This is a genomic window from Paenibacillus sp. DMB20, assembly GCF_000987955.1.
Taxonomy (GTDB): domain Bacteria; phylum Bacillota; class Bacilli; order Paenibacillales; family Paenibacillaceae; genus Paenibacillus_AQ.
This window is the reverse complement of sequence record NZ_LAZU01000037.1, coordinates 309,146-334,903: the sequence shown is the minus strand read 5'-3', so window position 1 is coordinate 334,903 and position 25,758 is coordinate 309,146. Positions and strand designations below refer to the sequence as shown.

The window sequence follows — 25,758 nt, the reverse complement described above, 5'->3', positions numbered from 1 at the left end:
TCGGCCTTCTTTCTTTTCAAGATCGAAGTTATTTTCTGAAAAGTCTTCGACTGAATTTTTTTTTTAATAGGCAAGGGAGTAGTTAAGAATGAAGGATGAACCGGTCTTTGACTTTCAGCAGGGAATCGATGCCCTTCGGGAACGATTTCATTTTGACTTGGTTTCGATCGCTCTGGTGCAATCGGCAGCCGATCAATTTGTGTTAACATGGCAGTATGCCTCAGGCAACTTAAACGAGCGTTATAAACGGATCGTCCTGCATTCAGGCAAAGGAGTGGCCGGCAGAGTGTTCAAAACGGGAAAACCGGTGCTCATCCAAAACGTGGCGGAGGAACTGGATCCAAGCGATCTGTTCAATTATCCGATCATCGCGGCGGAGCAGCTCCTTAGCGTTGGGGCGGTGCCTTTGTGGAAGGACAGCCGCGTTGCGGGCGTATTGTTGGCCGGTTATCGTCAGGAGAACCGGATAACCGCTCCTCTGCTGCAAGCATTCAAGCAGGAAATAGAGCCATCCTTTGGTCCATTTTTAACCAGGGAGCTCAGGGAGCCATGATCCGGTTGAATGAAAACGATATGTCCGGTCTGCTGACGAAAATGTACAGGAACAGCACGGAGGCCATTTTCTTTATCAATGCGGAGGGAGAGATCCTGGGCATGAATCCCGCCGCGGAGAACATCCTCGACCTTGACGTGAGCGAGGGCATCCGCAAGGGAGATCAGGTGTCAATCTGCCGCTCCTGCGCGGGGTATACGAACGAGGAAGCGATGATGTCGTGTTTCAATTGTTTTCTGGGGAATACGAAGGAGGATTTCTCCTCCTTTCAAGTCTACCTGAATACCCGGGGGCAGGGGATCGTGCCTTATGCGGCCAGCTTCCACACCATCGATGAGGCGAGGGGCATACGGGTCTTCATGCTGCTCAACTTAACGAAGCAGTACCGGACTCAGGAAAAGCTGTATCAGACCAATATGACGAAATACGTGATCAAAGCGCAGGAGGACGAGCGCAAGCGGATCTCCCGCGAATTGCATGACAGCGTAGCGCAGGAACTGCTGAGCTCCCTCGTCGACCTGCGCGTCTTAAAATATATCAACGCCGATGAAGCGGTTTTGAAAAAGCTTCAGCAAACTGAAGCTTCCTTAACCCGGCTGCTGGATGACATTCGCCACATGGCCGTCGAATTGCGTCCGGCGTCTTTGGACGACTTCGGGCTGGAAGCGGCGTTTCGCTCCCATTTTAAATGGATCGAGAAAAATTATGGGCTGCTTGTGGATTTCAAAACGGAGCTTTCCGCCGCCCGCTACAGCAATGAAATCGAGACCGTCGTCTACCGGATTTGCCAGGAAGCGGTGCTCAACGCCCTCAAATATGCAAATACGGATGAAATCCTCGTCCGGCTGTTTGAGGATGAAGGCGATCTACAGCTTATCGTACAGGATGAAGGCTCCGGCTTTCAGTTGAATACCAGGGATCCCAAAGGAACCGGGCTCGGTTTGTTCGGCATGCGGGAACGGGCCGAGCTCGTACATGGCCAATTGATGATTATGTCAGAGGTGGGGACGGGAACGACGATTCATCTGCGCATTCCCCTGCCGCTGATTCATACGGAGGAGGGCGGGGAGGAATGAAAATCGTCATTGCCGACGATCATGCCGTTGTGCGGAGCGGGTTCTCCATGATCTTGAACTACCAGCCGGATATGGAGGTTGTGGCTACGGCGGCGGACGGGATCGAAGCCTATCAGATGGTAGCCAAACATAACCCTGACGTCTTATTGATGGATTTGAGCATGCCTCCGGGCGAGAGCGGCCTGATTGCGACGGGTAAGATCAGCAGCGATTACCCGAATACGAAGATATTGATCCTCACGATGTACGATGATGAAGAATATCTGTTCCATGTTCTGAAGAACGGGGCGGCGGGGTACGTGTTGAAAAATGCGCCCGACGAGGAGCTGTTGTCCGCCATCCGAACCGTTCATCAGGGGGGGACGTATATACACTCCAAGATGACGACTTCCCTTGTAAGAGAGTTTATTAAGAAAGATCAGGAAGCGGGCGATTCCGACCCTTTCAAGCTTTTGACCAAGCGGGAGATCGAAATCCTGCCGCTGGTTGCGAAGGGTTACGGGAACAAGGAGATCGCCGAGAAATTATTCATCTCCGTAAAGACGGTGGAAGTGCACAAGGCGAAAATCATGGAGAAGCTGAACTTGAAAAGCCGGCCGGAGCTGGTCGAGTATGCCCTCAAAAAGAAGCTGCTCGATATTTGAGAGGCCGTTTGGTTGATGTAGGGAAATCCCCTGACGAATCGGGGGATTTCCCTATTATTTATTTAACGCGGCACCATTTACAATAGACATGGGAATCAAGAATTTGTCATTCATGACTTTGTGAATAAGGTGATGTGATGATGAAAAAAAATGCAACTGCCTTTGCAAACGCTGAATTTAACGCTCGGCTTTATGGTGTGGGTCATTATTTCCGCACTGCTGCCCTTTATTAAGGAGGACATCTCCATTCCGGCCGAGCGGTTGGCGCTGCTGACGGCCATTCCGGTCGTTTTGGGATCGGTTCTCAGAATCCCGTTCGGCTATTATGCCAACGTGCTCGGAGCCCGCATTGTTTTTCTGGCCAGTTTTATCCTGCTGCTTTTTCCGGTATTCTATATTAGCGCGGCTTCATCTTATACGGATTTGATCATTGGCGGTTTGTTCCTCGGCATCGGGGGCGCCGTGTTTTCGGTCGGCGTGACGTCGCTGCCGAAGTATTATCCGAAGGGAAAGCACGGGCTCGTTAACGGAATATACGGGCTCGGAAATCTGGGGACGGCGATCACGACCTTTGCCGCACCCGTTATCGCGGCACAGGCGGGGTGGTCCCTTACGATCAAGATGTTCATCGTATTGCTGATGATTTTCATAGCGTTGAACTTTATATTCGGGGACCGGAAAGAGTCGAAAGTCAAGACGCCGATCATGGAAGAAATCAAGGGTGTCTACAAGAACGACAAACTGTGGCTGTTCTCCCTGTTTTACTTCATTACGTTCGGTTCGTTCGTCGCGTTTACCGTGTACCTGCCGAACTTCCTGGTATCTCACTTTGAACTGGAAAAGGTGGATGCGGGCATGCGCACGGCCGGATTCATCACCCTGGCCACGTTCACGCGTCCCCTGGGCGGATGGCTCGGGGATAAGTTCAAGGCGTTGTTTTTGCTGATGGGCGTTTTCTCGGGCCTTACGCTATCGGCCATTCTGCTTGCGTTCTCGCCGTCCATCGGCCTGTACACCGCAGGTTGCCTCACGATCGCGGTATGTGCCGGAATCGGCAACGGGGTTATATTCAAGCTGGTTCCCCAATACTTTAACAAGCAGGCGGGGACGGTGAACGGAATTGTATCGATGATGGGCGGCTTAGGCGGTTTTTTCCCTCCGCTCATGCTATCGGCCATCTATTCGGTTACGGGGCAATACTCGATCGGTTTTATGGCTTTGTCCCAGATCGCGCTCGCCAGCTTGATCCTTGTGGTATGGATGTATTACCAGGACCGGCTTGCCTTATCGGACGAAGTGTTCCGTTCCACGGGCCAAGGAATTCTAGTCACGGATCCGTCGGGAATCATCAGGGCCGTCAACCCGGCTTTTACCCGGCTCACGGGTTATTCGGAGCAGGAGGTCGTCGGTCATAAGCCGAGCGTCTTGAAATCGGGAAGGCAGTCCGGCGCATTTTACGCAGAAATGTGGAAAACCATTACCGAGACCGGCCAGTGGCAAGGTGAAATCTGGAACCGGCGAAAGAACGGAGAGGAATACCTGGAGCTCCTGACCATCAATGCGGTTCGAAACGAAACGGGCGAGGTCGTCCGCTATGTTGGATCGTTCAGCGACATTACGACACCGGACCGTCTTATCGGGTAATGGGTCTATGGCCGAAAAGCCCGAATGTTATACAATAGAGAAAGAGCCATCATGAAGGACGGGGAGGAGATCCGCTTGGAGCAACGTTATTCCAGACAAATATTGTTCAAGCCTATCGGAGAAGAGGGGCAAAAGCAGCTGTCCGAAGCGTCGGTGGCGATCATCGGCTGCGGGGCGCTGGGTACGGCATCTGCCGAAATGCTTGTACGGGCCGGAATCGGGACGCTCCATATTGCGGATCGGGATGTTGTCGAGTATTCCAATCTGCAGCGGCAACAGCTTTTCACGGAAGCGGATGCCGCCGCGATGATGCCGAAGGTGCTGGCCGCCAAGCAGAGGCTGACCGCGGTTCGGCCGGATGTGAGGCTGCATACTTATTTTGAGCATGTCGACGCGGTCCTGATGGAGGATCTGGCGGGCAAGGCGGACTTGATTATCGATGCGACGGATAATTTTGAAACCCGTCTCCTGATTAACGACGCCGCCCATAAATATGCGATCCCTTGGATCTATGGCGCCTGCGTGGGAAGCGCCGGCACGGTGTTTGCCTTCGTGCCGGGAGAAGCAGCCTGCTTCCGCTGCCTGCTGCCGGTGCTGCCGACCATGAACGAAACATGCGACACCGTGGGCATCATTGCGCCCGCGGTGCAAATGACGGCCTCCTGCCAATGTGCGGAAGCGCTGAAGTGGCTGACCGGCAACCGGGAAGCGCTGCGGAAGAAGGTGTACAGCTTCGATCTCTGGCACCCCATGCAGCTCGAAGCGGGGGTTTCGCGCATTCGGAACGAGTTCTGCGAAACCTGCGGAAGCCAGCCGACGTTTCCGTCGCTAGCCCGGCATGAGCGGGGGAGATACGCCGTCTTATGCGGCCGCGATGCCGTTCAGATTTTGGCCGACGGAGAACGCGGCTTTAGCCTGGAGGATGCGGAGCTGCTTGCCGAAAAGCTTGGCTCTCCATGCAGGCGGACGCCTTACTTTGTGGAAATGCAAGCGGAGGGACACCGCATGGTTTTATTCAATACGGGCCGGCTTATCATTTACGGGCTGCGTGACGTCAATGCCGGACGAAGCCTGTACCACAGGCTGTTCGGTTAAAGCCGGCTGTTCGAGGAGGAGACATGCTATGAATGAAATAAGAACGCCGATTCCCGTCTCCCGGGCCATGGAACTCGTGCTGGAGCAAATGGGTTTGTCCCGTCATGAGACGGTGCCGCTTGACGCTGCCTACGGCCGCATCCTGGCGGAACCGGTTGTCGCGAAACAGGATGTGCCGCATTTCAACCGTTCGGCCTATGACGGGTTTGCGATCCGGTCCGTGGATTCGATCGGCGCTTCGGGCTCCAACCGCATATCTTTTCGCGTGGTTGATCATATCGGGGCGGGGCATGTATCCAAAGCTTCGCTAGGCGAAGGGGAAGCGGTCCGACTGATGACCGGGGCGGCGATGCCGGCTAACGGCGATGCGTGGTCATGCTGGAGCAGGCCGTCATGACGGAGCAAGGATTTACGATCCGCAAGCCGTTCCAGGCGAACGAGAATCTGTCGCTTCAGGGAGAGGACGCCCGGAAAGGGGAGGAACTGATCCCGGCAGGCGCCTTCATTCAGCCGGGCACGGTGGCGCTGCTGGCTACGTTCGGCTATGATCAGGTGCGCGTCGCCCGAAGACCCGTCGTAGGCATTCTCGCAACGGGAACCGAGCTGCTGGAGGTCGGGGACGAACTCGTTCCCGGCAAGATTCGCAACAGCAACGGCCCCATGATCGCGGCGCAGCTCGCCCGCATGGGAATCGAGAGCAGGTCCTACGGAATGCTCGCGGATGATGAGGAAGCTTGTTACAACACGGTTGACAAGGCCATGAAGGAGACGGATTGCCTTATTACGACAGGCGGCGTTTCGGTCGGGGATTTCGACTACCTGCCGGCTATTTACGAACGTCTGGGAGCTAGGGTCTTGTTCAATAAAGTGATGATGCGACCGGGGAGCGTAACGACGGCCGCGGTTGCCCAAGGTCGGCTGTTGTTCGGCCTGTCGGGCAATCCATCGGCTTGCTTTACCGGATTCGAGCTGTTCGTCCGTCCGGCTCTGCTCAAGATGATGGGAAGCCTGAAGCCGTATCTGCCATACGCCAAGGCTGTCTTGACCGAGGATGTACGGCAGGCCAATCCTTTTATGCGGTTTATCCGGGCCGTATATAAGGTTACTCCGCAGGGAGCTGCCGTGACGCCGGCCGGGTTCAACAAATCCAACGCCGTCTCCTCGATTGCGCGGGGCAATGCCCTGATCGTGCTTCCCGGCGGAACCGCAGGGTATGCGGCAGGGCAGGAAGTGGACGTGCTGATGCTTGGGGTCGAGGAAGGAGCCGCGGAGTGGGCGCTGTGATCATTTTGCAGGTCACGGGCTTTAAAAATTGCGGAAAAACGACGGTGATCGAGAAATGGACCCGGCTTCTTCAAGCCCGGCAGCTGCAGGTTGCGGTCATTAAGCATCACGGGCATGGCGGGCCGCTCTCCATGCCGTCGCCGGAAACCGACAGCATGCGGTTATTGGCAGCGGGCGCCGTGAATTCGATGGCTGTCGGCGACGGCATGGTGCAGATGCACATGCGGGGGGAGCCGGCGCTGGAGGAACTGGTCATGTTGGCCGGACTAGCGAAGCCGGACGTCGTTTTAATTGAGGGATACAAGGACGCAACGTATCCGAAAGCGGTCTTGGTTCGCACGAAAGAGGAATGGCTCCGTCTCCGGCATTCATCGAATATCCGGCTTGTATTGGCATACGAGGATGCCGGGGCGGACTTCGGGGAAGAGATGACGGTGCTGGATGTCGGGGACGATGACCGAATCAATCAATGGATGTTAGATTATATAGAGGGTGATCGTTAAAATGAAGCCATACGAAATTGTCGACGAACCTTTGCGCGTTCAGGATTATATCGATTACGTGCTTCATCCGGGCGCAGGGGCCGTAACCACGTTTACGGGCCATGTGCGCGAATGGACGCATGGGGTCAGAACGCTGTACCTGGCTTATGAGGCTTACGTGCCGATGGCGGAGAAAAAGCTGGCGCAGATCGGTTCCGAGATCGAGGCGAAATGGCCCGGCGCGCGCGTTGCGATCGCCCACCGGATCGGGGAGCTGCATATTTCGGATATCGCCGTCGTGATCGCGGTATCGTCGCCGCACCGGAAGGCGGCTTATGAAGCGAATGAATACGCGATTGAACGGATTAAGGAAATGGTGCCGATCTGGAAGAAGGAAATATGGGAAGACGGCGAGGAATGGATAGGAGACCAGAAGAAGAAGCCTAGTCAGGGGGGCGGTGCGGAATGATACGAATCTATTATTTTGCGGGTCTGCGCGATGCTGCCGGAAAGTCCGAGGACACGATTGACCGGCCGCAGTGGACGGTGCAGGAGCTTCTGGATTGGGCGGAAGCGGCGTATCCCGCGTTTAGCGGCAAGTCGATCCTGGTCGCGGTGAACGAGGAATACGCGAAACGGGAAGACGTTATTCGGGACGGCGACACCGTGGCGTTAATCCCTCCGGTCAGCGGCGGGTGATGGATACCGTCGGAATCGTCTTGGCGGGGGGACTGTCGAGACGCTTCGGATCTCCCAAGGCATTTGCCCAATGGAACGGCAAGGCCTATTACCAAATAGCGGTGGATGCCCTCACATGCATTAGTTCCCGCGTCGTCGTCGTGGGGCGCCCGGAGCACCGGGAATGTTTCGATCCGAAAACGACGCTCATCTACGACGTTGAAGCTTTCGCGGGATGCGGGCCGCTTGCCGGCATCTATTCGGCCATGGCGGCCTGTCCCGCTCCGCGTTATGCGGTGCTGCCCTGCGATATGCCCTATATGCGCCCTGAAGTCATGGAATCCCTTGCGAAAGGTTATGCAGGCGAAGATGCGATTGCGGTCAAAGCGGACGGCGTTCGTCATCCGCTTGTCGCCTTGTTGGATCAACGGATGAAGGATGTCATCCGGCAATCATTGGAGCGCGGGGAATACAGCGTGATGAAGTTGTTGGAGCAGGTGCAGTCAAGATGGGTTCAAGGAAGCGAATTAACCGCGAACCCTGGCCACGTGTTTCTGAATAAAAATACGCCGGAGTAGCATGAAGAGAGAGGAAGTGGATATATGACAGCCATACCGATGCGCGACCAGCTGCAGCGGCCGATCCGCGATCTGCGCATTTCCGTTACCGATCGCTGCAATTTCCGCTGTACCTACTGCATGCCAAAGGAAATATTCGGCGACGACTTTCCGTTCCTGCCGAAGCAGGAGCTGCTGTCCTTTGAAGAAATCCGCCGTGCGGCACGGTTGTTCGCGGGGTTGGGCGTAAGAAAGCTCCGTTTAACCGGCGGCGAACCGTTATTGCGACGGGATTTGCCGGAGTTGGTGGGAATGCTTGCAGAGGTCGAAGGGATTGAAGATATCGGGTTGACGACCAACGGGCTTCTATTAAAACAGTATGCCGGGCCGTTATATGACAAGGGCTTGCGCCGTTTGAACATTAGTCTGGACGCCCTGGATCCGGAGCTGTTTGGGCGAATTAACGGCCGCGGGATCAAACCGGAGATTATTCTGGACAATATATCGCATGCGCGCGAAGTCGGCTTCCGGATCAAAGTGAACATGGTCGTGCAAAAAGGCTTGAACGATCAGGAAATATTGCCCATGGCGGCCTACTTCAAGGAACGGGGAATTACGTTATGCTTTATCGAATTCATGGATGTGGGCAATGATAACGGCTGGAGCTTTGAGCGTGTCGTCACGAAGAAGGAAATCTATGAACGGTTGTCCGCTTTATATGAATTGGAGCCGCTGGAGCAGCATTATTACGGGGAAGTTGCGAAGCGCTACCGGTATAAGGACAACGGGGCCGAGGTCGGGTTTATCACCTCCGTCTCGGAATCCTTCTGTTCTTCATGCACGCGTGCGCGTTTGTCATCGGACGGAAAGCTGTATACCTGCCTGTTCGCTTCGCAGGGGTACGATCTGCGTGAACTGGTGCGGGGCGGCGCGACGGACGAACAGATTACGGCTGCCATTCGCAGCGTATGGGAAAACCGGCATGATCGATACTCCGATGAACGCACCGAGCAGGCCGCGATCCGTCGCAAAAAAATAAACATGTCCTATATCGGCGGATAAACAAGCAAGGCAGAGGGGAGTCATGGATGGTGAAGAAACAGGGGATGGTTATTCCCCATGAACATGGGGGCTGGGCGATGGTCAGCGTGCCGTTTGCGATCGGCATGCTGACCGGAAAGCCGCAGTGGATGCACGTGTTCCTGTTTTTGGCGTGGTTGTTTCTTTATTTGGCGTCGTATCCGTTTCTGCAATCGATGAAGAGGCGTTCGGACCGGGGGCGTTTGGTCAAGTGGGGGACGATTTACGGGGTGATAGCCGTCCTGTCTCTAATCCCGCCGCTTTTGAATCGGCCGCAGTTATTTTTGTTCGGACCGATCCTGCTTGGGCTGCTTGCGGTCAACATATGGAACGTGAAGCGAAAGACGGAGCGTGCGCTGTTTAACGACTTGTGCGCCATTCTGATCTTCTCGCTCGGCGGGGCCGCTGCCTATTTGCTCGGCGGAGGGGGTTGGGACGCCACGATGATCCTGATCGTTGCGTTCAATCTGCTTTATTTTATGGGCAGCGTCTTTTTTTGTAAAGTCGGTATTTCGCGAGCGGAAAAACAAACGGTGGATAACATATGCCTACTTCTATCATGCGGCATTGCTGATCGTGCCCTGGATGCTGGGAAACCCCTGGATGGTGGTCGCCTACATTTTTTCGGCGCTTCGTACCTTCATCTATGCGGGACAAGCGATACGTCCGATGAAAGTAGGGATCATCGAAATTATAGGCTCCGTTCAATTTTTAGTATTGGCGATTCTATGGATGTAGACAGCATGATTCATAAGAATGCCGTGATCCGTGCGGGAACAAAAAGCCTGCCGCGTCAGATGATGCGGCAGGCTTTTTTTGTTTGCAGCCATCGTTGAATGGCCGATTATCTCTCGCCGGCTCGAATGCGCTGCAATCTTGCATTGATTTTATGCCGGAGCCGGTTGAACATCCTGCTTTTGATGAAGCCTGTCATGTTGTTGTGCCGGGCAAAAAAATCGTCGGGGTTGTCGTAATACCCCATGTCGTCGGTTATGGAGAAGCTTTGAACGTACGTGCTGGCTCCTTGCCAGCACAGGTTGATTTCGTTTCGGTCGGGAACCGCGATCCCATATCCGATATATCCGCCGTTCACGCTGCATAAACTGGGGGTGACTTGATGCAAGTAAGCATCATCGATGATGACTCCCTCCAGCGCCTGCCATTCCCCGTTAAACCTGACTTCTGTCCAGGCATGGACGATTTTCCTTGGAGCGAACAAGTAGGCGATGCCGGTAAGCGCTCCTTTTTGCATTTTTTTATCGATATAGAAGCCGTGAATCCGGCATGGAATGCCGCTTCCCCGCAACAAGGCCATTAACAGTATGCTCTTCGTGTTGCATTGTCCGTACCCGTCCTTCAATACTTCGGAAGCCGGAATATCGTCGGCGCGGTTGTAACCGAATGTGATGTTGTTGCGCACATACTCATATATCTGGCGTATTTTTTTCGTAGTCGGTCAGATGTCGCCAGTTCCGGTCCGCAATGATGGCTTGAATGGAAGGATGATGGTAGTCCACCAGTTCGGTTGCTTGTAAATATCGCTGCATTATAATCGCCCTCCTCTGTCTTTACTATAGACGCGGGGAGCATATTATACTTGCATATATCTGCTATTTTGCACGATGGATCGCGGTGCCATTCCCAGTTTATCGCGAACGGTACGGGTAAAGTGGGAAGAACTGCTGAACCCTGCTTCCAGAGCGGCCGCCGTGATGGAAGAGCCGTTAAAAACAGCATGGAAAGCCGCTTCAAATTTACGGTGAACCAAGTAGCTGCCCAGGGTAATGCCGACCTCCTGCTTGAAGAGGTGGGACAATCTGCTCTCGGATAAATAGAGAAGCCGGCTGAGTGCTCCGACGGTCAACTCCGGTAACGGATGTTCGTCGATGTAATGAAGCGTTTCCCGAATGCGGTCATCCAGGACAAGCTCCGTATCCGCGTCGAACAGACCAAGGGTTTGCTGGCAGCGTTTCATGACCTGTTCGTATGTTGTCGGATCGATCGGATCCAGCAATTGATGTGCCAACCGGAGCATAGACGAAACCTGATGCTCGTTTAGGAGGCAGATTTTGAGATTCGGCCCCAGCCGCTGCATCCAGCTCTCGCCGAAGGCCGATTCCGGATTAATCAAGATATACCACTGCCACTTTTGGAAGCCGCGCAATTGATGGGGCACATGGGATGGGATCACGATTCCTCTGGCACGGAATGTCTCACCCTCGGCCCGAAGCCGAACGTCTTCCTCCAGGCCGATCGTGCATTGGATGTAGTGATGCCGGTGAAGGTCGGCATCGACCTTGTTGGTCAGAAAAGAAATATGATCCTTGGCAGAGTACAGGATGAGTTCGTACTGCGAATGAATCATGGAAATGACTCTCCTTTTCGTGTCATTTTGGATCATGGATGACTCATTTTTGAAGTTTTTATTGTACCATAATGATGGAACGCCGAGCAAAGACATGACTGGGTAGGTTTGAACCGCTGCTGGTATCGGAGTACGAGGTCTGCGAAGAATCGGCCGGTTATTTCATGTCAAGATAGGGGATCAACATGTGATGAAAAACGCCGCTTGATGTTGACGGCCCTTTTAGCAAAATACGGGATCAAGCAGCCGCTACAGTCCCGAACTCCGTTATTGTGCCGAAAACCAGGGTGCGCATTTTTTCTCGAATTGGATATATCCGGGGAAAAAAAGTATACTGTTTTCAAGGGAAACCCTCCCGGTTTCTTAGGTCAGCTCTCAGAAAGCATAACGATAGCAGACAATTAAACGATTAGGAGAGTGCGGCAATGATCGTAACAACAACTTCCGTTATTCAAGGCAAAGAAATTATCGAGTATATCGACATCGTTACCGGTGAAGCCATCATGGGCGCAAATATCGTCCGCGATTTGTTTGCTTCGGTTCGTGATGTGGTCGGCGGCCGTTCCGGTGCGTATGAGGATAAATTGAAAGAAGCGCGTGAAATTGCCATGGAAGAAATGAAAAATCTGGCGAGACAAAAAGGCGCAAACGCGATTGTAGGCATTGACGTCGACTACGAGGTTGTTCGCGAAGGAATGTTGATGGTTGCCGTAAGCGGTACCGCTGTACGTGTAAGCATATAAGAAAAAACGTCTATCGACGTACTTTCTAGGAAGACAGACCGAATATTAGCGGAAATTTTTCTTGCGAGATAAGGATGGCAACCCTCTGAAGTTTGTACTTTCTTATCTCTTGAAAAATGTAATCTCTCAAGCACCTCATTGTGAAAATGGGGTGCTTTATTTTTTGTGGAATAAAGGAAGCCATGAAAACGGGCGATTTCTTCGCATTCTCGCGAAACTTGGCTTTTGAGAAGGATGATGATGTCGTAATTTTATATATGCTTTGTCGCATAGTTCTACTAAAAAAAATGCTGGTGAATGTGATACCTTATAGGTGAATGTCAGGATATTATATATCAGGAGGTAAGGCCATTGAGCATCAAAGTCGGCATGATCAGCTATTGGCATGTGCATGCATGGGATTACACGAAGCAGGCCCAGGAGCACGGGGACACGGAAATCGCAGCGGTCTGGGACGAGGATCCGGTTCGCGGCAAAGAGGCAGCCGAGCAGCTTCAGGTTCCGTTTTACGAAAATCTGAATGAGATGCTCGCCCTTAAGGACCTGGATGGCGTGATTGTGGATGCCCCTACGAATTTGCACCGGGATGTCATGATCGCAGCAGCCAAGGCGGGTAAGCATATTTTCACGGAGAAGGTGATTGCCCCGACGCTTAAGGAAGCCAATGAAATCGTGGCGGAGATTTCCAAACAAGGAATCAAGCTGACCGTTTCCCTGCCCCGGCTGAATGACGGTTACACCCTGGCCGTGCAGGAAGTTCTGAACCAGGGACTGCTTGGGAAAGTTACATACGTCAGAGTCCGCCTGTCCCATAACGGCGCGATTGCGGGTTGGCTACCCGAGCATTTTTACAATCTGGAGCAATGCCTTGGCGGAGCCCTGATTGATCTCGGCTGCCATCCAATGTATTTGACTCGGCTTTTCTTGGGAGAACCGGTAGTCGGGGTGAGCGCCTGCTTCGGGTATGTCACGGGCAAAGAGGTGGAGGACAATGCGGCGGCGACCTTGTATACGGAGTCGGGTGCGATCGGCGTGGTCGAAGCGGGCTTCGTGAACAGCCACTCTCCGTTTGCCATCGAGGTTCACGGTACCGAAGGAACCCTGCTCTATGGAACGCCCGAGGAAAAGCTGCTGCTTAAAACCAACCGCTCCGGAGAGGAGAATCCGGTCTGGACGGAAGTGCCCGTGCAATACAATCGCGAAAGCGCGTTCCACCAGTGGGTGGGCCATATTCAAAACGGGACGGTTGCGGACGGCAATATCGAAACGGCCATCGAGCTTACTCGCCTGATGGAAGCCGCCAATGCTTCGGCCAAAGAGAGACGCGTGGTTCGTCTGGATGAGCTGGAATCGTAAATGCTATGGATGATTTAAAGCGGAGTTCCTCATTTCCGTACGGGGTGATGTTCGAGAAGGAGGATATGCTCGAAAGGCTCGATATCCGGATTTCCTGGGGCCGTTACGAGATACATGTGCTGAGATTCCACTTAACCACGTTTGCACCGGGCCGAATCATCGATTTCCATAATCATGCCGAATTCGAGTTTCATTTTATTCCGAGGGGAAAGGGCAAGGTGATTCTGGATGACCAGTCCTACTCCTTATCGGAGGGAATGTTCTATTTAACGGGCCCCGGCGTGATGCACTATCAGGAAGCGGATGCCCTTGAAGCGATGGATGAGTTGTGCCTGCATGTCGACATCGCGGAGAATCCGGGCAGAGAGGCGGATCCGTGGGAAGCGGCCGAGGCGGACGAATGCATCGCCAAGCTGAGAGAACTCCCTTTAATACCGGCCTATGATTCGCATAAAGCAATGAAATGTTTTCTCGAGGCCTACCAGGTTTGCGACGGCAAATTCACCGGATATTACACCTCGATCAAACATCTCGTGATCAGCATATTAGTCAAAGCCGTCCGGGCTTACGATGCCGACAGCATCCTGACCGAGGCACCGGTCCGGGATATGCTTTCCCACAGGTATCAATATGCCATTCATTATATGGAGGCGAATTCTTCGGCAAGCTTGACGCTGGAGAACGTGGCGGAGAAGTTGAATATCAGCCCGAGGCAGCTGCAGCGGGTATTCAAACAGATGAACCCGAAAAGCTCCTTCAGCAAGGTACTGGAGGACATTCGGCTGGAGGCGGTGTGCCGGCGGCTGAAAGAGGACTCGCTGCCGATTGAGAGAATCGCCGAGCTTGAAGGGTTCGCGAACGCGACCTATCTGCATGCGGTGTTCCGCAAGCGGCTCGGGATGACTCCCGGGGCTTACCGCAGATCAAAAACAAAAATAATGAAAAGCGAAGGTGACGAAAATGAGTAAAGTATATCGTGTAGGCATTATCGGATGCGGCGGAATAGCGAACGGCAAGCATTTGCCGAGTTTGAGCAAGCTGGACAACGTGGAAATGGTTGCTTTTTGCGATATTGTTCACAGCCGGGCGGAAGACGCAGCGTTAAAGTATGGAGGCGAAGAAGCGAAGGTTTATACGAATTATAAAGAGCTGCTTCAGGACGGTACGATCGATATCATTCACGTTCTGACGCCCAACGAATCCCATGCGGAGATCTCCATTGCTTCCTTGGAAGCGGGCAAACACGTCATGTGCGAGAAACCGATGGCCAAGACCGCGGCGGAGGCAAGACGGATGGTAGAAGCGGCCAAGCGGACGGGCAAGAAGCTGACGATCGGATACAACAACCGTTTCAGAGCAGACAGCCTGTATTTGAAAGAGGTGTGCGACGCCGGGGATCTGGGCCATATTTATTATGCCAAAGCGCATGCGATCCGCAGAAGAGCGGTGCCGACGTGGGGCGTATTTTTGGATGAAGAGAAGCAGGGCGGTGGTCCGCTGATCGATATCGGTACCCATGCTCTTGATTTAACCCTGTGGATGATGAATAATTATAAACCAAAGGTGGTTTTGGGCACCAAGTACCATGAACTGGCGAAAAAAAGAAAATGCCGCGAACGCATGGGGACCATGGGATCCGGAAAAGTTTACGGTAGAGGATTCCGCCTTCGGCATGATCGTGATGGAAAACGGGGCGACCGTCATGCTGGAGTCCAGCTGGGCGCTTAACTCCCTTGAGGTGGATGAGGCGAAATGCAGTCTGAGCGGCACGGAAGCCGGCGCGGATATGAAAGGGGGACTGCGAATAAACGGAGAGAAATTCAGCCGGTTGTATACGAACGAAATTGATTTGACATCGGGCGGCGTGGCATTTTATGAAGGAAATGCGGAAAACGCGGCCGATGTCGAAATGAGAAAATGGATTGAAGCGATTGACCGGGATCTGGAACCGGTGGTGACGCCGGAGCAGGCTTGCGTCGTTTCTGAAATATTGGAAGCGTTGTACGAATCGGCCCGCACCGGGAAAGCCGTTTATTTGAACCAGAATTAGCAAGAGGGGAAATGGCATCCGCACCTCCTATTTTAATCATACGTGGATCAAGAGTAATGCGGTCTTCCATTAAAAAAAAGGACGCCGGAGCCGGTTCTGCCTAAAGCCATGCCATTATAAACATGCGGATAAACAAAAGGAGCTGTGAAATCATGACTGCCAAACGCGCTGTCGTTATCGTAGGATACGGAGGTATGGGCAGCTACCATGCCAAACTGATTAAAGACAATCAATATCTCGAGGTTACGGGCACGTATGATATTTTGGAGGACCGGCGGAAGGAATCCGTCAAAGCGGGTTATCCTGCTTATGAAAGCTATGAAGAAGTGCTGAGCGACAGCTCGGTTGACGTCGTTCTCATTGCCACTCCGAACGATGTGCACAAGGATTTGGCGGTTCAAGCCTTTAAGGCCGGCAAACACGTCATCTGCGAAAAACCGGTCACCCTTTCCGTGAGCGACTTTAAGGAAATGACGGCGGCGGCGGAGCAGGCGGGACGCGTGTTGATGGTTCACCAGAACCGGCGCTGGGATGAGGATTTCCTGATCATCAAGCAAATGTACAACGAGAAAACGATCGGGGACCTGTTCCGCATCGAATCCCGGGTTCACGGGGCGAACGGCATTCCGGGAGACTGGCGTCACCTTGAGCAATACGGCGGCGGCATGCTGCTGGACTGGGGCGTACATTTGCTCGACCAGATCCTCTTTATGGTGGACAGCCGGATTACCAGCCTGAGCGGCCGTTTGAGCTTTATTTTGGGCGACGAAGTCGATGACGGCTTCGAGGCGACGCTGCAATTCGAAAACGGCGTATCTGCCATAATCGAGGTCGGAACCACCAACTTCATTACGCTTCCCCGCTGGTACGTGAAAGGTACGGAGGGAACGGGCGTGATTGAGGACTGGTCGTTAAACGGCCGGATCGTAACGAGAAACCAGGATGCCGTTAAGGTGGAGCCTACACCGATCCAAGCCGGCGTGGGACTGACCAAAACGATGGCGCCTCCTTCGGAGGAAGCAACCATTACGGGCGCGCTTCCGGACGCGTTCCGCCACTCCAGCAGCTTTTTCGATAACTTTGCGGCCGTCATCGACGGAAAAGCGGAGCCGATCGTCAAGAACGAGGAAGTGCTGCGCGTGTTGAACCTGATCGAAGCGGTGTTTAAGGCAGGTCGGACTGGAGAAACCTTGAAGGACTTTGATATTTATCCGGCCAAGGCGTAAATACGAAGCGGAAGACTCCTGCACGGTAAGGATATCCTTGCCCGCAGGAGTCTTTGTTTTTCGCAGGAGGGGAAAAGAAGGATGCGCTCCAAAATGGGGTTGCCATATTTTCCCGGTTTAAGATTAAAAGTGCCGCCGCTTTCGGCAAAGCCGCAAAATATGCTAGAATTGTTGCATGTGATAAGATTTTTCCAGAACTTACTATGGAAAATTGGAAGAAGAGCCATGTGCAAATTGACTTAAAGGAGAAAAGCAATGTTTGTAAAAACCGAAAGATTGTTCATACGCGATTTCGAAACCGCCGATTGGCAGGCTGTCCATGAGTATACATCGGATATTCATGTGATGAAATACATACCCGAAGGCGTTTTTTTCGGAAGAGGATGCCAAAGATTTCGTACATAAAAACATGGGCGAGGACGCGGAGAACTTTCCTGTTATATTAACGGATGGAAATGTCCTGATCGGCCATATTGTTTTTCATAAATATTTTGGCGAGCATACTTACGAAATCGGTTGGGTATTCAATCCCAAATATTATAATCAAGGATATGCTTCCGAAGCAGCGAAAGCTACGTTGAAATATGGTTTTGAGGAAATGAAATTGCATAGAATCATAGCTACGTGCCAGCCGCAGAATCCCCCATCGTATCGGGTGATGGAGAAAATCGGGATGAGAAGGGAAGGATATTTCAAAAAGTGCATCCCCCATGGCAATGAATGGTGGGACGAATATTATTACGCAATCTTGGAAGAAGAGTGGAACAACTTGTGATTTTTCGGGGTAAATCCGGTTTCTGCTTCTTCAACTAAGGGTGCGTTTAGATACAATTAACAAAAGGACGGTATCCATTGCAGATGGCAATAGACCGTCCTTTTATGAAGATATAAGAAAGTATAAGCTTCGGAGACGCGGCTTCCATATCTCGCAAGAAAAACTTCCGCTAAATGCGGTCTGTTTTCTGAGAAAGTGCGTCGATAGACGTTTTTTCTTATGAAACGCAGCTCTTCCGCGTTCTGGGCTCCGATCAGGGCGCAGGCCGGAAACGGCTGGCTCAGAACATAGGCGAGCGCAATCTGGATCGGCGTAACGTTTTTAGCTTCAGCCAGCTGTTTCGCGCGGGCGTACCGCTCCCAATTCGCATCGCTGTAGAATACCCGGACCAGGTCGGCATTGTCGCGGATGTCGGGCGAGAACCGCCCGGTGAAAAAGCCTCTGGCCTGGGAGGACCAGGAGAGCAGCGGAAACTGCTCCGCTTCATGCCAGGCGCAGGTTTCGGCGTCCGCGGATACGCAGCCCGCCCAGAATGGTTCGTTCGGTTTCGCGAGGCTTAAGTTGGGACTGCTGAACGAGAAGCCGACCAGCCCGTTGGCGGAGGCATAATCGTTCGCGGCCTGAATCCGCTGCCAGGTCCAGTTGGATACGCCGATGGCGCCGACCGTTCCGGATGACACATACTCATTCAAGGTTTCCACAATTTCATCGACGGGGACGGCAGGGTCATCGCGATGCAGCGCGTACAGGTCGATAAAGTCGGTTTGGAGTCTTTTCAGGCTATCCGAGATGTCGTTCCGGATATCTCTTGCGTTTACGCGCGGCCCGTTGTGGTCAGGATGGGCGCCTTTCGTTAAAATGACCCACTGGTCCCGGGTCCCTCTCTCCCGCATGTACCGGCCGATGACTTCCTCGCTTTGGCCTCCGCTGTAAAGATGGGCCGTATCAATGGAATTGCCCCCGATGGCAAAGTAGGCATCCAGGTTGGATGCGGCCTTGTCGTAGTTCTCATGGTAAAAGTAATCCGATCCTTTCATCAGGACGGATACCGGTTTGTGAAGTCCCTCGATAGAGATGGTTTTCATTTCTTCGTTGCCTCCTTTAACACGGTTATAGATGAACTCTGATCCGCTCGCGGGCGGAGAGCAGGCATGCATCGACGACTTTCATGTTGCGGATGGCATCGGCGGCGTCATAACGCAGCGGCCTGCCGTTGAACGCCGCCTCCGCGAAATGGTCCCCCTGTTCGCTGTAGGCGTTCGCGTCCGGCACTTCCATTTCCCGCCGTTCTCCATTTGCGTTCAAGAAGAAACCGGCTTTTCCTGCAGGTATGCTGTAGGCATGAGGCACTTCGATGATCCCTTCGGTCCCGATGACCTCAAGCGGGTTCCGGTACGCCGCCCACATGCCGCAGTCGAACGTAAGGGAGACGGAGCCGCCGAATTCGATCAGGCCGGAGGCCATCATATCGACATGATCATGCTCGGGGGAGAAGAACGCCTGAACCGTTACGGCTTCAGCTCCCGGCCGAGCAAAAGGCGTGCCGCGTTAATCGGATAGCAGCCGATATCATAGATCGAGCCGCCTCCCCAGTCCCGGCGGAATCGGACGTTTCCGGCATCGCCCGAGTTATTGAATGTGAAAGAGCTGTGGATGGCGCGGATTTCCCCGATGCTTCCCGACGCGATCAGGTCCTTGATGATGTCATAACGAGGATGATGACGGTACATAAACGCTTCAGACAGCAGGACACCGGCTTTTGCCGCCGCTTCGGCCATATCGGAGGCCTCGGCTTCCGTCAAGGCCATCGGCTTTTCGCACAGGATGTGCTTTCCTGCCTCAGCGGCCCGAATCGTCCACTCCTTGTGGAGATGGTTGGGGAGCGGTATGTAAACGGCTTCAATGGAAGGGTCCTCCAATAGCTCTTCATAACTGCCGTATGCCGCAGGAATATGCAGCTCTTCCGCAACCGATTTGGCTTTGTCGATATGACGGCTGGCGATAGCGGCTACTTCGTTAAGGCGGGATTCCTTCAGGCCCGGAATAACGGCCCATTTGGCGATGCCGGCGCAGCCAGAATGCCCCATTTCAGTTTTCGGCTCATGCTTAAATCATCAGCTCCTTGTTTGGATTAGTATTATATTGCGATTATATTAGAGAGAAATTAAAATTAATATAATATTATTTTGCGATTCGATATAACAATATTGTTATGGAGTGATGCAGGATGAAAAGGCAAATCCATTTGCTGACCCTCCCGCAAATGCCGTTTCTTTGCTTTCCGGAATCGGTTGGCATTTACCGGGACGAGCCGGACCATCGCGTGTTTCGCAAAGCGGGGGCGCTGAACAATTTCAACATTCACTATGTCGCGTCGGGTAAGGGTTATGTCGAGGCGGACAATCAAGTATATGAGCTTGGACCGGGGGAAGCCGTGCTTTATTTTCCGATGCAAACCCAGTGTTATTACAGCAGCGAGGAGGACCCTTGGGATGTCCGATGGGTGCATTTCTACGGCAGCGGGCTGCAAAATTATTTCGTCGAGCGGGAATTTCACAAAAGCCAATTATGGAGTTTGCGTCAGCCGGCGGCCTTTGAACGGGCCCATGAAGCGCTGCTTGGCGAAGCGGAAACCCATCGCATGCTGGATCTGCCGCATTTGTCCACGCTGACCTACGCTTTGCTTGCGGTTTTTGTGGATCAGGCGACTCCTTTATCGGGCGGTAGGCCGAACACGTCGGGGAACCGCATTTTGGAACTGCTGCCGATGATGCAGCAGGAGGCCGCGCAGCCGTTCGTTTTGGAGGAATGGGCGGAGCGGCTGGGAGTAAGCACGCACTATTTTTGCAAGCTGTTTCGGAACGTGATGGAAATGACGCCGATGGAATTCATCACGCGCTGCCGCCTGCAGATGGCCAAGCAGTGGCTGCTGGAGCGGAGGGAGATGGCGATCGGCCAAATTGCCATCGATGCCGGGTATCCGAGCGTCAGCTATTTCAACAAACGGTTTATGGAGCATGAGGGGATGACCCCGTCCAGGTACAGGGAGTTATACGGGGGGTAGAGGCATGGGCGGAGAAGTCGAGCGGACGGCGATAGGCCATGGGCAAGATTTCTGCCACGAGCAACTTTTCCCTCTTTTCCGCGTCTAACTAAAAAGTCAGGGCAATCCTGGGAAAAATTTCGCGGAGGACGCTGCATGAAAAATCATAAACGTTTTTCTCTTGCCGTCATGGCAGGAATGATGTCGCTGATGCTGACAGGACCCCAGGCCGTTCGGGCGGTTTCGGCTGAGGATGCTCGTCTTGCCGATTCTGCCGGGTCGTCCAAATGGCTGTCCGGCGTGGTTTCCATCAAGGCCGGAGAGCGTGCGGTTTATGCATTGAAGGAAGACGGCACCGTATGGGCCTGGGGCGGGGAGCTCGAATACGGTCTAACGGGCAACGGATCTGCCGTTCCGGTCGAGGCGCCCGTTCGAATGCGTATTGACGGGGTTCAAGGCATGGCAAGCGGGTCCCGCCATACCCTCCTGTTGAAAAAGGATGGGACCGTTTGGGCGACCGGAGCCAACCGGGAAGGACAGCTCGGAATCGGCGATGCCCCTCCCGCCGGTGTTCTTGAGCCTGTACAGGTCAAGGGATTAAGCGATATTACAGCCGTTGCGGCCGCCGGCAATCACAGCCTTGCTTTGCAAAAGGACGGTACGGTATGGCAGTGGGGGCAGGTAGACCGCATTCATTCACCTTCAGCAGTCCCCGTTAAAGCGACAGGTCTGCCGCAGGCCAAGGCGATTGCCGCAGGATCTTTATCGTCGCTGATCCAGGATTTCCAAGGGAGAGTATGGGTATGGGGCACGAAGCTGACGGACACGAACCCGGATAAATTGTGGAAACCGACGCAGGTAAACGGATTATCGGATGTGAAGGGAATCGCAGCTTCAGTTCAAAAGGCGGCAGCTTTACAGTCGGATGGAACCGTGGCGGTATGGAAAAACAACAAAACCTATCCTACGGCGGGCGAACTTCTTAAGCCGGTTCAAGTACAGGATCTGGCAGATGCCGTTCATGTCGAAGGAGGGGCGGGCTGGTCGTTCAGCGCCGTTACCAGAGACGGATCGGTATGGACGTGGGACGGTTATTGGGATCGGCCTTCCTATACAGCCGTGCGCGTTGAGGGAGTCAAGGATGCCGTGGATTTGGCAAACACCGGAGATTACCGGCAGTATGCGCTGCTTAAAGACGGAACGATCATGGAATGGGTAGCTATGCCGAATAACAGGCCGACGGAGCCGAAGCGAGTCGAGAGGGCCGTTCAAGTTGTCGTGAACGGAGCAGAGGTTGATTTGCTCGTTCCGCCGATGATCGTCCACGATACGACCTATGTTCCGCTTCGAGGCGTGTTCGAACACGTCGGCGCATCCGTAAAGTGGCAGTATCCGTCTAAAGTAACGATTTCGAGGAACGGCAGAAACGCGGAGATCGTTGCCATGGACTGGAAAAAAGCGCTGAACGTCAAAGAATCAATGAACGCGCCAAAAGCGTTCATGAAAAACTATACGACGATGGTTCCGCTCCGTTTTATCGCGGAGACGCTGGGAGCCAAGGTGAGATGGGATCCGGTGCGAAACATCGTTAGGATTGACATGCCGCAATAGAATCAATTGCCCTAAAAGAAACGTTCACCGGGATATTTTTCCCGGGACAAAAACACCCGTAAGCAAAGGCAGGCTTCCATGCCTTCGCTTACGGGTGTTTGTCGTCAGGTTGATTCATTTTCGAGATAGCGGTACAAGGTGGACTTGCTTATGCCGGTCTGTTCTTTGATTTCGGCCAAGCTGTATTTTTTGCTTTGGTACATCAAGATAGCCCGCCGTACATTTTCATCCGGTTTGCGGGGACGTCCCGGCAGGCTTCCTTTTTGCTTCGCCTCATAGAGCCCTTTTCTCGTCTTCTCGCTGATCACGTCGCTTTGAAATTCCACAAGATAATGAACGATCTTGTCAAAAGGATATCCTTCTTGCCGACATGTATCGATTCCTTCCGCCAAGGAGTGCAGGAAGCCCCCCCGTTGGCTGAGCATGTCCAGCAGCTCGACAAGGTGGCGGCTGGAGTCGGCCCAGGCGAACAGCCTGGCGACGACGACCTGATCTCCCGGCTGAAGCCGGCCCATCATCTCATTCAGCTTCGTTCTTCGTTTGGCAGAGGAATGCTCTTCCTCTACGATCAAATCACATTCAGCCTCCGACAGTTTGATTTTCTGGCTTTCGCAGTCCGGATCGTCCTGATAGGGTCTCATATATCCAATAAGCATATCCGCGCTCCTTAGGTTTCCATGCATTTTTATTATCATATCATAAAAAAGAGGACCAAAAAGGTTCTATTTAGGGATCATCGGTGATACACTGTTTCTATTCGAAATGAGCGGTCTTGACTTTTATGAGACTTACAACCGAAAAAATAAACAAAGAGGTGTGGAGGAGAACGTGTTAGATCAAGGAGAATGGTTTTGCAATGTGAGGGGAGACATACTCTCCGGCATCGTCGTGGCCTTGGCGCTTATTCCCGAGGCGATTGCCTTTTCCATCATTGCGGGCGTCGATCCCATGGTGGGACTATACGCTTCCTTCTGCATTGCCGTCATGATTTCCTTTGTCGGAGGGCGACCGGGCATGATATCCGCCGCAACCGGAGCCATGGCGCTGGTTATGGCTCCGTTGGTTAAGGAGCACGGGCTTCAGTATTTGCTGGCGGCTACCATTCTTACGGGATTGATTCAGCTGCTGTTCGGCGTGCTGAAGATCGCCAAACTGATGAAATTCATCCCCAGAGCGGTCATGATCGGGTTTGTCAACGCGCTGGCCATTTTGATTTTCATGGCACAGGTGCCCCATTTCTGGGGTATCTCCGGGATGACCTACGTGTTTGTAGCCGTCACCCTGGCGATTGTGTACATTTTGCCCCGGTTTATTAAATCGGTCCCGGCCCCGCTTATTGCCATTATCGTTTTAACGTCGGTGTCGATATTCTCGGGACTGGGCCTGCGGACCGTAGGGGACTTGGGCAACATTACCCAATCCCTTCCGTCCTTTTTGATACCGGCGGTTCCGTTTAACTTCGAAACGCTGGGCATTATTTTTCCGTATTCCCTGGCTTTGGCTGTCGTAGGTTTGCTGGAGTCGCTGCTGACCGCGTCGATCGTGGATGATATGACGGATACGGACAGCGATAAAAACCGCGAAGCCCGCGGACAGGGAATCGCCAATATCGTCAACGGATTTTTCGGCGGAATGGCCGGGTGCGCGATGATCGGCCAGTCCGTGATTAACGTGAAGTCCGGCGGACGCGGAAGATTATCGACCTTCGTGGCGGGGATGTTCCTCATGTTTCTCATTCTCGTGCTCGGGGATCTGGTCGTGCAAATTCCGATGCCGGTGCTCGTCGGCATTATGATTATGGTCTCCGTCGGTACGTTCGATTGGTCCTCGTTCACCTACTTGCGGAAAGCCCCCAAGGGGGATGCGGTCGTTATGCTGACAACGGTCATGATCGTGGTGTTTACTCACGATCTGTCCAAGGGCGTGCTGGCGGGAGTTGTTTTAAGTGCCATTTTCTTTGTGGCCAAAATTTCCAAGCTTGAGGTATTTGAACGCAGAGAGCATGATATGGCTGTTTTCGAAGTCAGAGGTCCGTTGTTTTTTGCTTCCGTTGAAGGCTTTGTGGAGGCGTTTGACTTCTCGTCGGAAAATACCCGGATTCTCATCGATTTTTCCGGTTCCCACGTATGGGATGATTCCGCCGTGGGCGCCATTGACAAAGTGGTTCTGAAATACCGCGAGAACCATAACGAGGTGACGATCAAGGGACTGAACTCCCCGAGCCAAAAAATCGTCGACCGTGTGGCCGTCTATCCCCGCGCTAACGCCAAACTGAGTTCTCATTAATTTCATGTATTGTCCCGTCCTCGTTGTGAAATAATATCGGATTATTTTATCATTCGAAGAACTTCCCGATATGCGGAAACAACCCGGCACATCCCAGGTGCCGGGTTGTTTTAGTAGACGAAGCATAGAGCAGGAGTGCTTATGGTCCGCAAAAATAATGGTTGCAAGGCGCATAAATATTCTCCCGCTGCCCGATGTGCATTAATTGCCGCATATTACTGCTTGGGCTTATATTCAGTCGGCGATTGCCCGGTCCAGCGGCGGAACTGTCTGGAAAAATGGCTGGCCGAGCGGAATCCCAGCCTCTCCGCAATATCGGTGATCGGCAGGTTGGTGTTGGTGAGCAGTTCTTTGGCCGAGTTCAGCTTCTGCCGGCTTATATACTGGCGGGGAGAGAGGCCGTACACCTTGGAGAAAAGCTTGCTGCACTGGCTTCGGCTTAAATTAAACTCTTTTGCCACGCCGGAAACCGAAGCCTGCTCATCCATTGCCCGGGATAATCTTTCCTCGATGGCATGGGCCACGTCGGTTGCGGGGAGAGAGCCCTGGCGGCTTGAAACGGGATCGAAGCGGGCAGGGGCTTCACGAAGGAGGCCAAGCACTTGATGTATGATCAGCAGGGTGCAGGACTGAAGAAGGAGTTTGTCTTCGAAGCGAAGCTCCTGGGCCTTATCAGCGCCCTGACCTGTTTGGTTTCTCTCCGCAATGGATTCCAGTTCGCGGATGCAGTCCGGCAGTTTGGTACGCTCCGCCTGCCTTGAGGAAATATGACGGTAGGGCGCGGAAGCCAGCATGCTGCGGATCTCCGGGTCATCCAGATCAAAGTGGATATTAAAATATCCGTAGGGGACCTCCGAGGCATTGAAAGACTGATGCCTGACACCCGATCGGATCAGAAGCCACTCGCCCGGGCGCAGAATGATCGTTTCCCGGCTTATTTCCTGCACAACCTCGCCCTCAAGACAAAACAAAAGTTCAAACAGCTGATGGTGATGTCTCGGATAATGCCAGCCGGGCGGCTTGATGTCGAAATGGCAGCCCGTCACCTGAAGGGTATGGATTAGATGGGGAAACTCATAACAGTACACAAATCTGCAAACCTCCTTACCATATCGGCGGCCAAGATGAAACTCCGTCCGCAATGCAATACCTTTATTATAACATGTCCCTATTTGAAAACGGATGCAAAATAGCGTACAAATGGTATAGA

At 53.2% G+C, this 25,758-nt stretch carries 24 protein-coding genes and 4 pseudogenes; 21 read left to right on the top strand and 7 right to left on the bottom strand.

Going from position 1 to position 25,758, the window contains the following annotated elements; genetic code table 11:
- The first annotated feature begins 88 nt into the window (after positions 1-88).
- The 12 genes and pseudogenes from XI25_RS22235 to XI25_RS22180 all read left to right on the top strand — a co-directional run bounded on the left by XI25_RS22235 (position 89) and on the right by XI25_RS22180 (position 9,929).
- On the top strand, positions 89-553 hold the full coding sequence (locus tag XI25_RS22235) for a GAF domain-containing protein (RefSeq protein WP_046680285.1): 465 nt from the start codon (positions 89-91) through the stop codon (positions 551-553).
- Positions 550-1,629, top strand: coding sequence for a sensor histidine kinase (locus XI25_RS22230; RefSeq protein ID WP_046680284.1), 1,080 nt, complete (start codon positions 550-552; stop codon positions 1,627-1,629). Before XI25_RS22235 ends, XI25_RS22230 begins: the two co-directional genes overlap by 4 nt.
- A complete protein-coding gene (locus tag XI25_RS22225; protein ID WP_046680283.1) occupies positions 1,626-2,273 on the top strand; it encodes a response regulator transcription factor in 648 nt (215 codons plus the stop codon). Before XI25_RS22230 ends, XI25_RS22225 begins: the two co-directional genes overlap by 4 nt.
- A 150-nt stretch (positions 2,274-2,423) precedes the next feature.
- Positions 2,424-3,917, top strand: coding sequence for an MFS transporter (locus tag XI25_RS22220; RefSeq protein WP_046680282.1), 1,494 nt, complete (start codon positions 2,424-2,426; stop codon positions 3,915-3,917).
- A 75-nt stretch (positions 3,918-3,992) separates the two neighbouring features.
- Positions 3,993-5,012, top strand: a complete 1,020-nt coding sequence (locus XI25_RS22215) for a ThiF family adenylyltransferase (RefSeq protein WP_046680448.1) — start codon at positions 3,993-3,995, stop codon at positions 5,010-5,012.
- 28 nt (positions 5,013-5,040) lie between these two features.
- Positions 5,041-6,296, top strand: a pseudogene (locus XI25_RS22210) (molybdopterin molybdotransferase MoeA).
- Positions 6,284-6,799, top strand: a complete 516-nt coding sequence (gene mobB, locus XI25_RS22205) for a molybdopterin-guanine dinucleotide biosynthesis protein B (RefSeq protein ID WP_052759710.1) — start codon at positions 6,284-6,286, stop codon at positions 6,797-6,799. Before XI25_RS22210 ends, mobB begins: the two are co-directional and overlap by 13 nt.
- A gap of 1 nt (position 6,800) precedes the next feature.
- Positions 6,801-7,247: a molybdenum cofactor biosynthesis protein MoaE gene (locus XI25_RS22200; RefSeq protein WP_046680281.1), complete on the top strand. Its 447-nt coding sequence runs from the start codon at positions 6,801-6,803 to the stop codon at positions 7,245-7,247.
- Positions 7,244-7,477: a molybdopterin converting factor subunit 1 gene (moaD, locus tag XI25_RS22195; protein ID WP_046680280.1), complete on the top strand. Its 234-nt coding sequence runs from the start codon at positions 7,244-7,246 to the stop codon at positions 7,475-7,477. The genes XI25_RS22200 and moaD overlap by 4 nt, the downstream gene beginning before the upstream one ends.
- Positions 7,477-8,034 (top strand): molybdenum cofactor guanylyltransferase, encoded by a 558-nt coding sequence (locus tag XI25_RS22190; RefSeq protein ID WP_046680279.1) that lies wholly within the window; start codon positions 7,477-7,479, stop codon positions 8,032-8,034. Before moaD ends, XI25_RS22190 begins: the two co-directional genes overlap by 1 nt.
- A 24-nt stretch (positions 8,035-8,058) precedes the next feature.
- Complete coding sequence (gene moaA, locus XI25_RS22185) at positions 8,059-9,075, top strand: GTP 3',8-cyclase MoaA (protein ID WP_046680278.1); 1,017 nt, start codon at positions 8,059-8,061, stop codon at positions 9,073-9,075.
- 26 nt (positions 9,076-9,101) lie between these two features.
- Positions 9,102-9,929 carry a YwiC-like family protein gene (locus XI25_RS22180; RefSeq protein WP_327204841.1) on the top strand — a complete coding sequence of 276 codons (828 nt, stop codon included), beginning with the start codon at positions 9,102-9,104 and terminating at the stop codon, positions 9,927-9,929.
- 8 nt (positions 9,930-9,937) lie between these two features.
- Here the strand turns inward: XI25_RS22180 and XI25_RS22175 are convergent, their stop codons facing one another.
- The 3 genes from XI25_RS22175 to XI25_RS22170 are packed head-to-tail and all read right to left on the bottom strand — an operon-like array spanning position 9,938 to position 11,458.
- Positions 9,938-10,513, bottom strand: a complete 576-nt coding sequence (locus tag XI25_RS22175; RefSeq protein ID WP_235440071.1) for a transglutaminase-like domain-containing protein — start codon at positions 10,511-10,513, stop codon at positions 9,938-9,940.
- Between the two features lie 4 nt (positions 10,514-10,517).
- Positions 10,518-10,640 carry a hypothetical protein gene (locus XI25_RS35885; protein ID WP_268794553.1) on the bottom strand — a complete coding sequence of 41 codons (123 nt, stop codon included), beginning with the start codon at positions 10,638-10,640 and terminating at the stop codon, positions 10,518-10,520.
- Between the two features lie 44 nt (positions 10,641-10,684).
- Entirely contained in the window at positions 10,685-11,458 is a 774-nt protein-coding gene (locus tag XI25_RS22170; protein ID WP_046680277.1) for a helix-turn-helix domain-containing protein, read from the bottom strand.
- A 425-nt stretch (positions 11,459-11,883) separates the two neighbouring features.
- On the opposite strand from XI25_RS22170, the gene XI25_RS22165 reads away from it, so the two are divergent.
- The 6 genes and pseudogenes from XI25_RS22165 to XI25_RS22140 all read left to right on the top strand — a co-directional run bounded on the left by XI25_RS22165 (position 11,884) and on the right by XI25_RS22140 (position 17,608).
- Positions 11,884-12,201 (top strand): heavy metal-binding domain-containing protein, encoded by a 318-nt coding sequence (locus XI25_RS22165; protein ID WP_046680276.1) that lies wholly within the window; start codon positions 11,884-11,886, stop codon positions 12,199-12,201.
- A 369-nt stretch (positions 12,202-12,570) separates the two neighbouring features.
- Positions 12,571-13,557 carry a Gfo/Idh/MocA family protein gene (locus XI25_RS22160; RefSeq protein WP_046680446.1) on the top strand — a complete coding sequence of 329 codons (987 nt, stop codon included), beginning with the start codon at positions 12,571-12,573 and terminating at the stop codon, positions 13,555-13,557.
- A gap of 5 nt (positions 13,558-13,562) precedes the next feature.
- On the top strand, positions 13,563-14,525 hold the full coding sequence (locus XI25_RS22155; protein ID WP_046680275.1) for an AraC family transcriptional regulator: 963 nt from the start codon (positions 13,563-13,565) through the stop codon (positions 14,523-14,525).
- Positions 14,518-15,607, top strand: a pseudogene (locus XI25_RS22150) (Gfo/Idh/MocA family protein). Before XI25_RS22155 ends, XI25_RS22150 begins: the two are co-directional and overlap by 8 nt.
- A gap of 152 nt (positions 15,608-15,759) precedes the next feature.
- Positions 15,760-16,833, top strand: coding sequence for a Gfo/Idh/MocA family oxidoreductase (locus XI25_RS22145; protein ID WP_046680274.1), 1,074 nt, complete (start codon positions 15,760-15,762; stop codon positions 16,831-16,833).
- 255 nt (positions 16,834-17,088) lie between these two features.
- Positions 17,089-17,608, top strand: a pseudogene (locus XI25_RS22140) (GNAT family N-acetyltransferase).
- Positions 17,609-17,664: 56 nt separating this feature from the next.
- Here XI25_RS22140 and XI25_RS22135 read toward each other — a convergent pair.
- Positions 17,665-18,693 carry an aldo/keto reductase gene (locus XI25_RS22135; RefSeq protein WP_082112466.1) on the bottom strand — a complete coding sequence of 343 codons (1,029 nt, stop codon included), beginning with the start codon at positions 18,691-18,693 and terminating at the stop codon, positions 17,665-17,667.
- Positions 18,694-18,718: 25 nt separating this feature from the next.
- Positions 18,719-19,712 (bottom strand): annotated as a pseudogene (locus tag XI25_RS22130) (Gfo/Idh/MocA family protein).
- 123 nt (positions 19,713-19,835) lie between these two features.
- Here XI25_RS22130 and XI25_RS22125 point away from each other — a divergent pair.
- Positions 19,836-20,672: an AraC family transcriptional regulator gene (locus XI25_RS22125; RefSeq protein ID WP_046680273.1), complete on the top strand. Its 837-nt coding sequence runs from the start codon at positions 19,836-19,838 to the stop codon at positions 20,670-20,672.
- A 135-nt stretch (positions 20,673-20,807) separates the two neighbouring features.
- The gene (locus XI25_RS31555) at positions 20,808-22,262 is read left to right on the top strand and encodes a stalk domain-containing protein (protein ID WP_052759709.1); all 1,455 of its coding nucleotides are present in this window, start codon (positions 20,808-20,810) and stop codon (positions 22,260-22,262) included.
- Positions 22,263-22,366: 104 nt separating this feature from the next.
- On the opposite strand, the gene XI25_RS22115 is transcribed toward XI25_RS31555, so the two are convergent.
- On the bottom strand, positions 22,367-22,918 hold the full coding sequence (locus tag XI25_RS22115; RefSeq protein ID WP_046680272.1) for a recombinase family protein: 552 nt from the start codon (positions 22,916-22,918) through the stop codon (positions 22,367-22,369).
- A 172-nt stretch (positions 22,919-23,090) separates the two neighbouring features.
- Here XI25_RS22115 and XI25_RS22110 point away from each other — a divergent pair, with 172 nt between their 5' ends.
- Complete coding sequence (locus tag XI25_RS22110) at positions 23,091-24,548, top strand: SulP family inorganic anion transporter (protein ID WP_235440069.1); 1,458 nt, start codon at positions 23,091-23,093, stop codon at positions 24,546-24,548.
- Positions 24,549-24,763: 215 nt separating this feature from the next.
- Here the strand turns inward: XI25_RS22110 and XI25_RS22105 are convergent, their stop codons facing one another.
- Positions 24,764-25,636 carry an AraC family transcriptional regulator gene (locus XI25_RS22105; RefSeq protein ID WP_046680271.1) on the bottom strand — a complete coding sequence of 291 codons (873 nt, stop codon included), beginning with the start codon at positions 25,634-25,636 and terminating at the stop codon, positions 24,764-24,766.
- Positions 25,637-25,758 lie beyond the last annotated feature (122 nt).

Coding starts and splice junctions, on each gene's coding strand:
- XI25_RS22235 (WP_046680285.1), top strand. CDS start 89: ATGAAGGATGAACCGGTCTTTGACTTTCAGCAGGGAATCGATGCCCTT.
- XI25_RS22230 (WP_046680284.1), top strand. CDS start 550: ATGATCCGGTTGAATGAAAACGATATGTCCGGTCTGCTGACGAAAATG.
- XI25_RS22225 (WP_046680283.1), top strand. CDS start 1,626: ATGAAAATCGTCATTGCCGACGATCATGCCGTTGTGCGGAGCGGGTTC.
- XI25_RS22220 (WP_046680282.1), top strand. CDS start 2,424: ATGCAACTGCCTTTGCAAACGCTGAATTTAACGCTCGGCTTTATGGTG.
- XI25_RS22200 (WP_046680281.1), top strand. CDS start 6,801: ATGAAGCCATACGAAATTGTCGACGAACCTTTGCGCGTTCAGGATTAT.
- moaD (WP_046680280.1), top strand. CDS start 7,244: ATGATACGAATCTATTATTTTGCGGGTCTGCGCGATGCTGCCGGAAAG.
- XI25_RS22190 (WP_046680279.1), top strand. CDS start 7,477: ATGGATACCGTCGGAATCGTCTTGGCGGGGGGACTGTCGAGACGCTTC.
- moaA (WP_046680278.1), top strand. CDS start 8,059: ATGACAGCCATACCGATGCGCGACCAGCTGCAGCGGCCGATCCGCGAT.
- XI25_RS22180 (WP_327204841.1), top strand. CDS start 9,102: ATGGTGAAGAAACAGGGGATGGTTATTCCCCATGAACATGGGGGCTGG.
- XI25_RS35885 (WP_268794553.1), bottom strand. CDS start 10,640: ATGCAGCGATATTTACAAGCAACCGAACTGGTGGACTACCATCATCCT.
- XI25_RS22170 (WP_046680277.1), bottom strand. CDS start 11,458: ATGATTCATTCGCAGTACGAACTCATCCTGTACTCTGCCAAGGATCAT.
- XI25_RS22165 (WP_046680276.1), top strand. CDS start 11,884: ATGATCGTAACAACAACTTCCGTTATTCAAGGCAAAGAAATTATCGAG.
- XI25_RS22160 (WP_046680446.1), top strand. CDS start 12,571: ATGATCAGCTATTGGCATGTGCATGCATGGGATTACACGAAGCAGGCC.
- XI25_RS22155 (WP_046680275.1), top strand. CDS start 13,563: ATGGATGATTTAAAGCGGAGTTCCTCATTTCCGTACGGGGTGATGTTC.
- XI25_RS22145 (WP_046680274.1), top strand. CDS start 15,760: ATGACTGCCAAACGCGCTGTCGTTATCGTAGGATACGGAGGTATGGGC.
- XI25_RS22135 (WP_082112466.1), bottom strand. CDS start 18,693: ATGAAAACCATCTCTATCGAGGGACTTCACAAACCGGTATCCGTCCTG.
- XI25_RS22125 (WP_046680273.1), top strand. CDS start 19,836: ATGAAAAGGCAAATCCATTTGCTGACCCTCCCGCAAATGCCGTTTCTT.
- XI25_RS31555 (WP_052759709.1), top strand. CDS start 20,808: ATGAAAAATCATAAACGTTTTTCTCTTGCCGTCATGGCAGGAATGATG.
- XI25_RS22115 (WP_046680272.1), bottom strand. CDS start 22,918: ATGCTTATTGGATATATGAGACCCTATCAGGACGATCCGGACTGCGAA.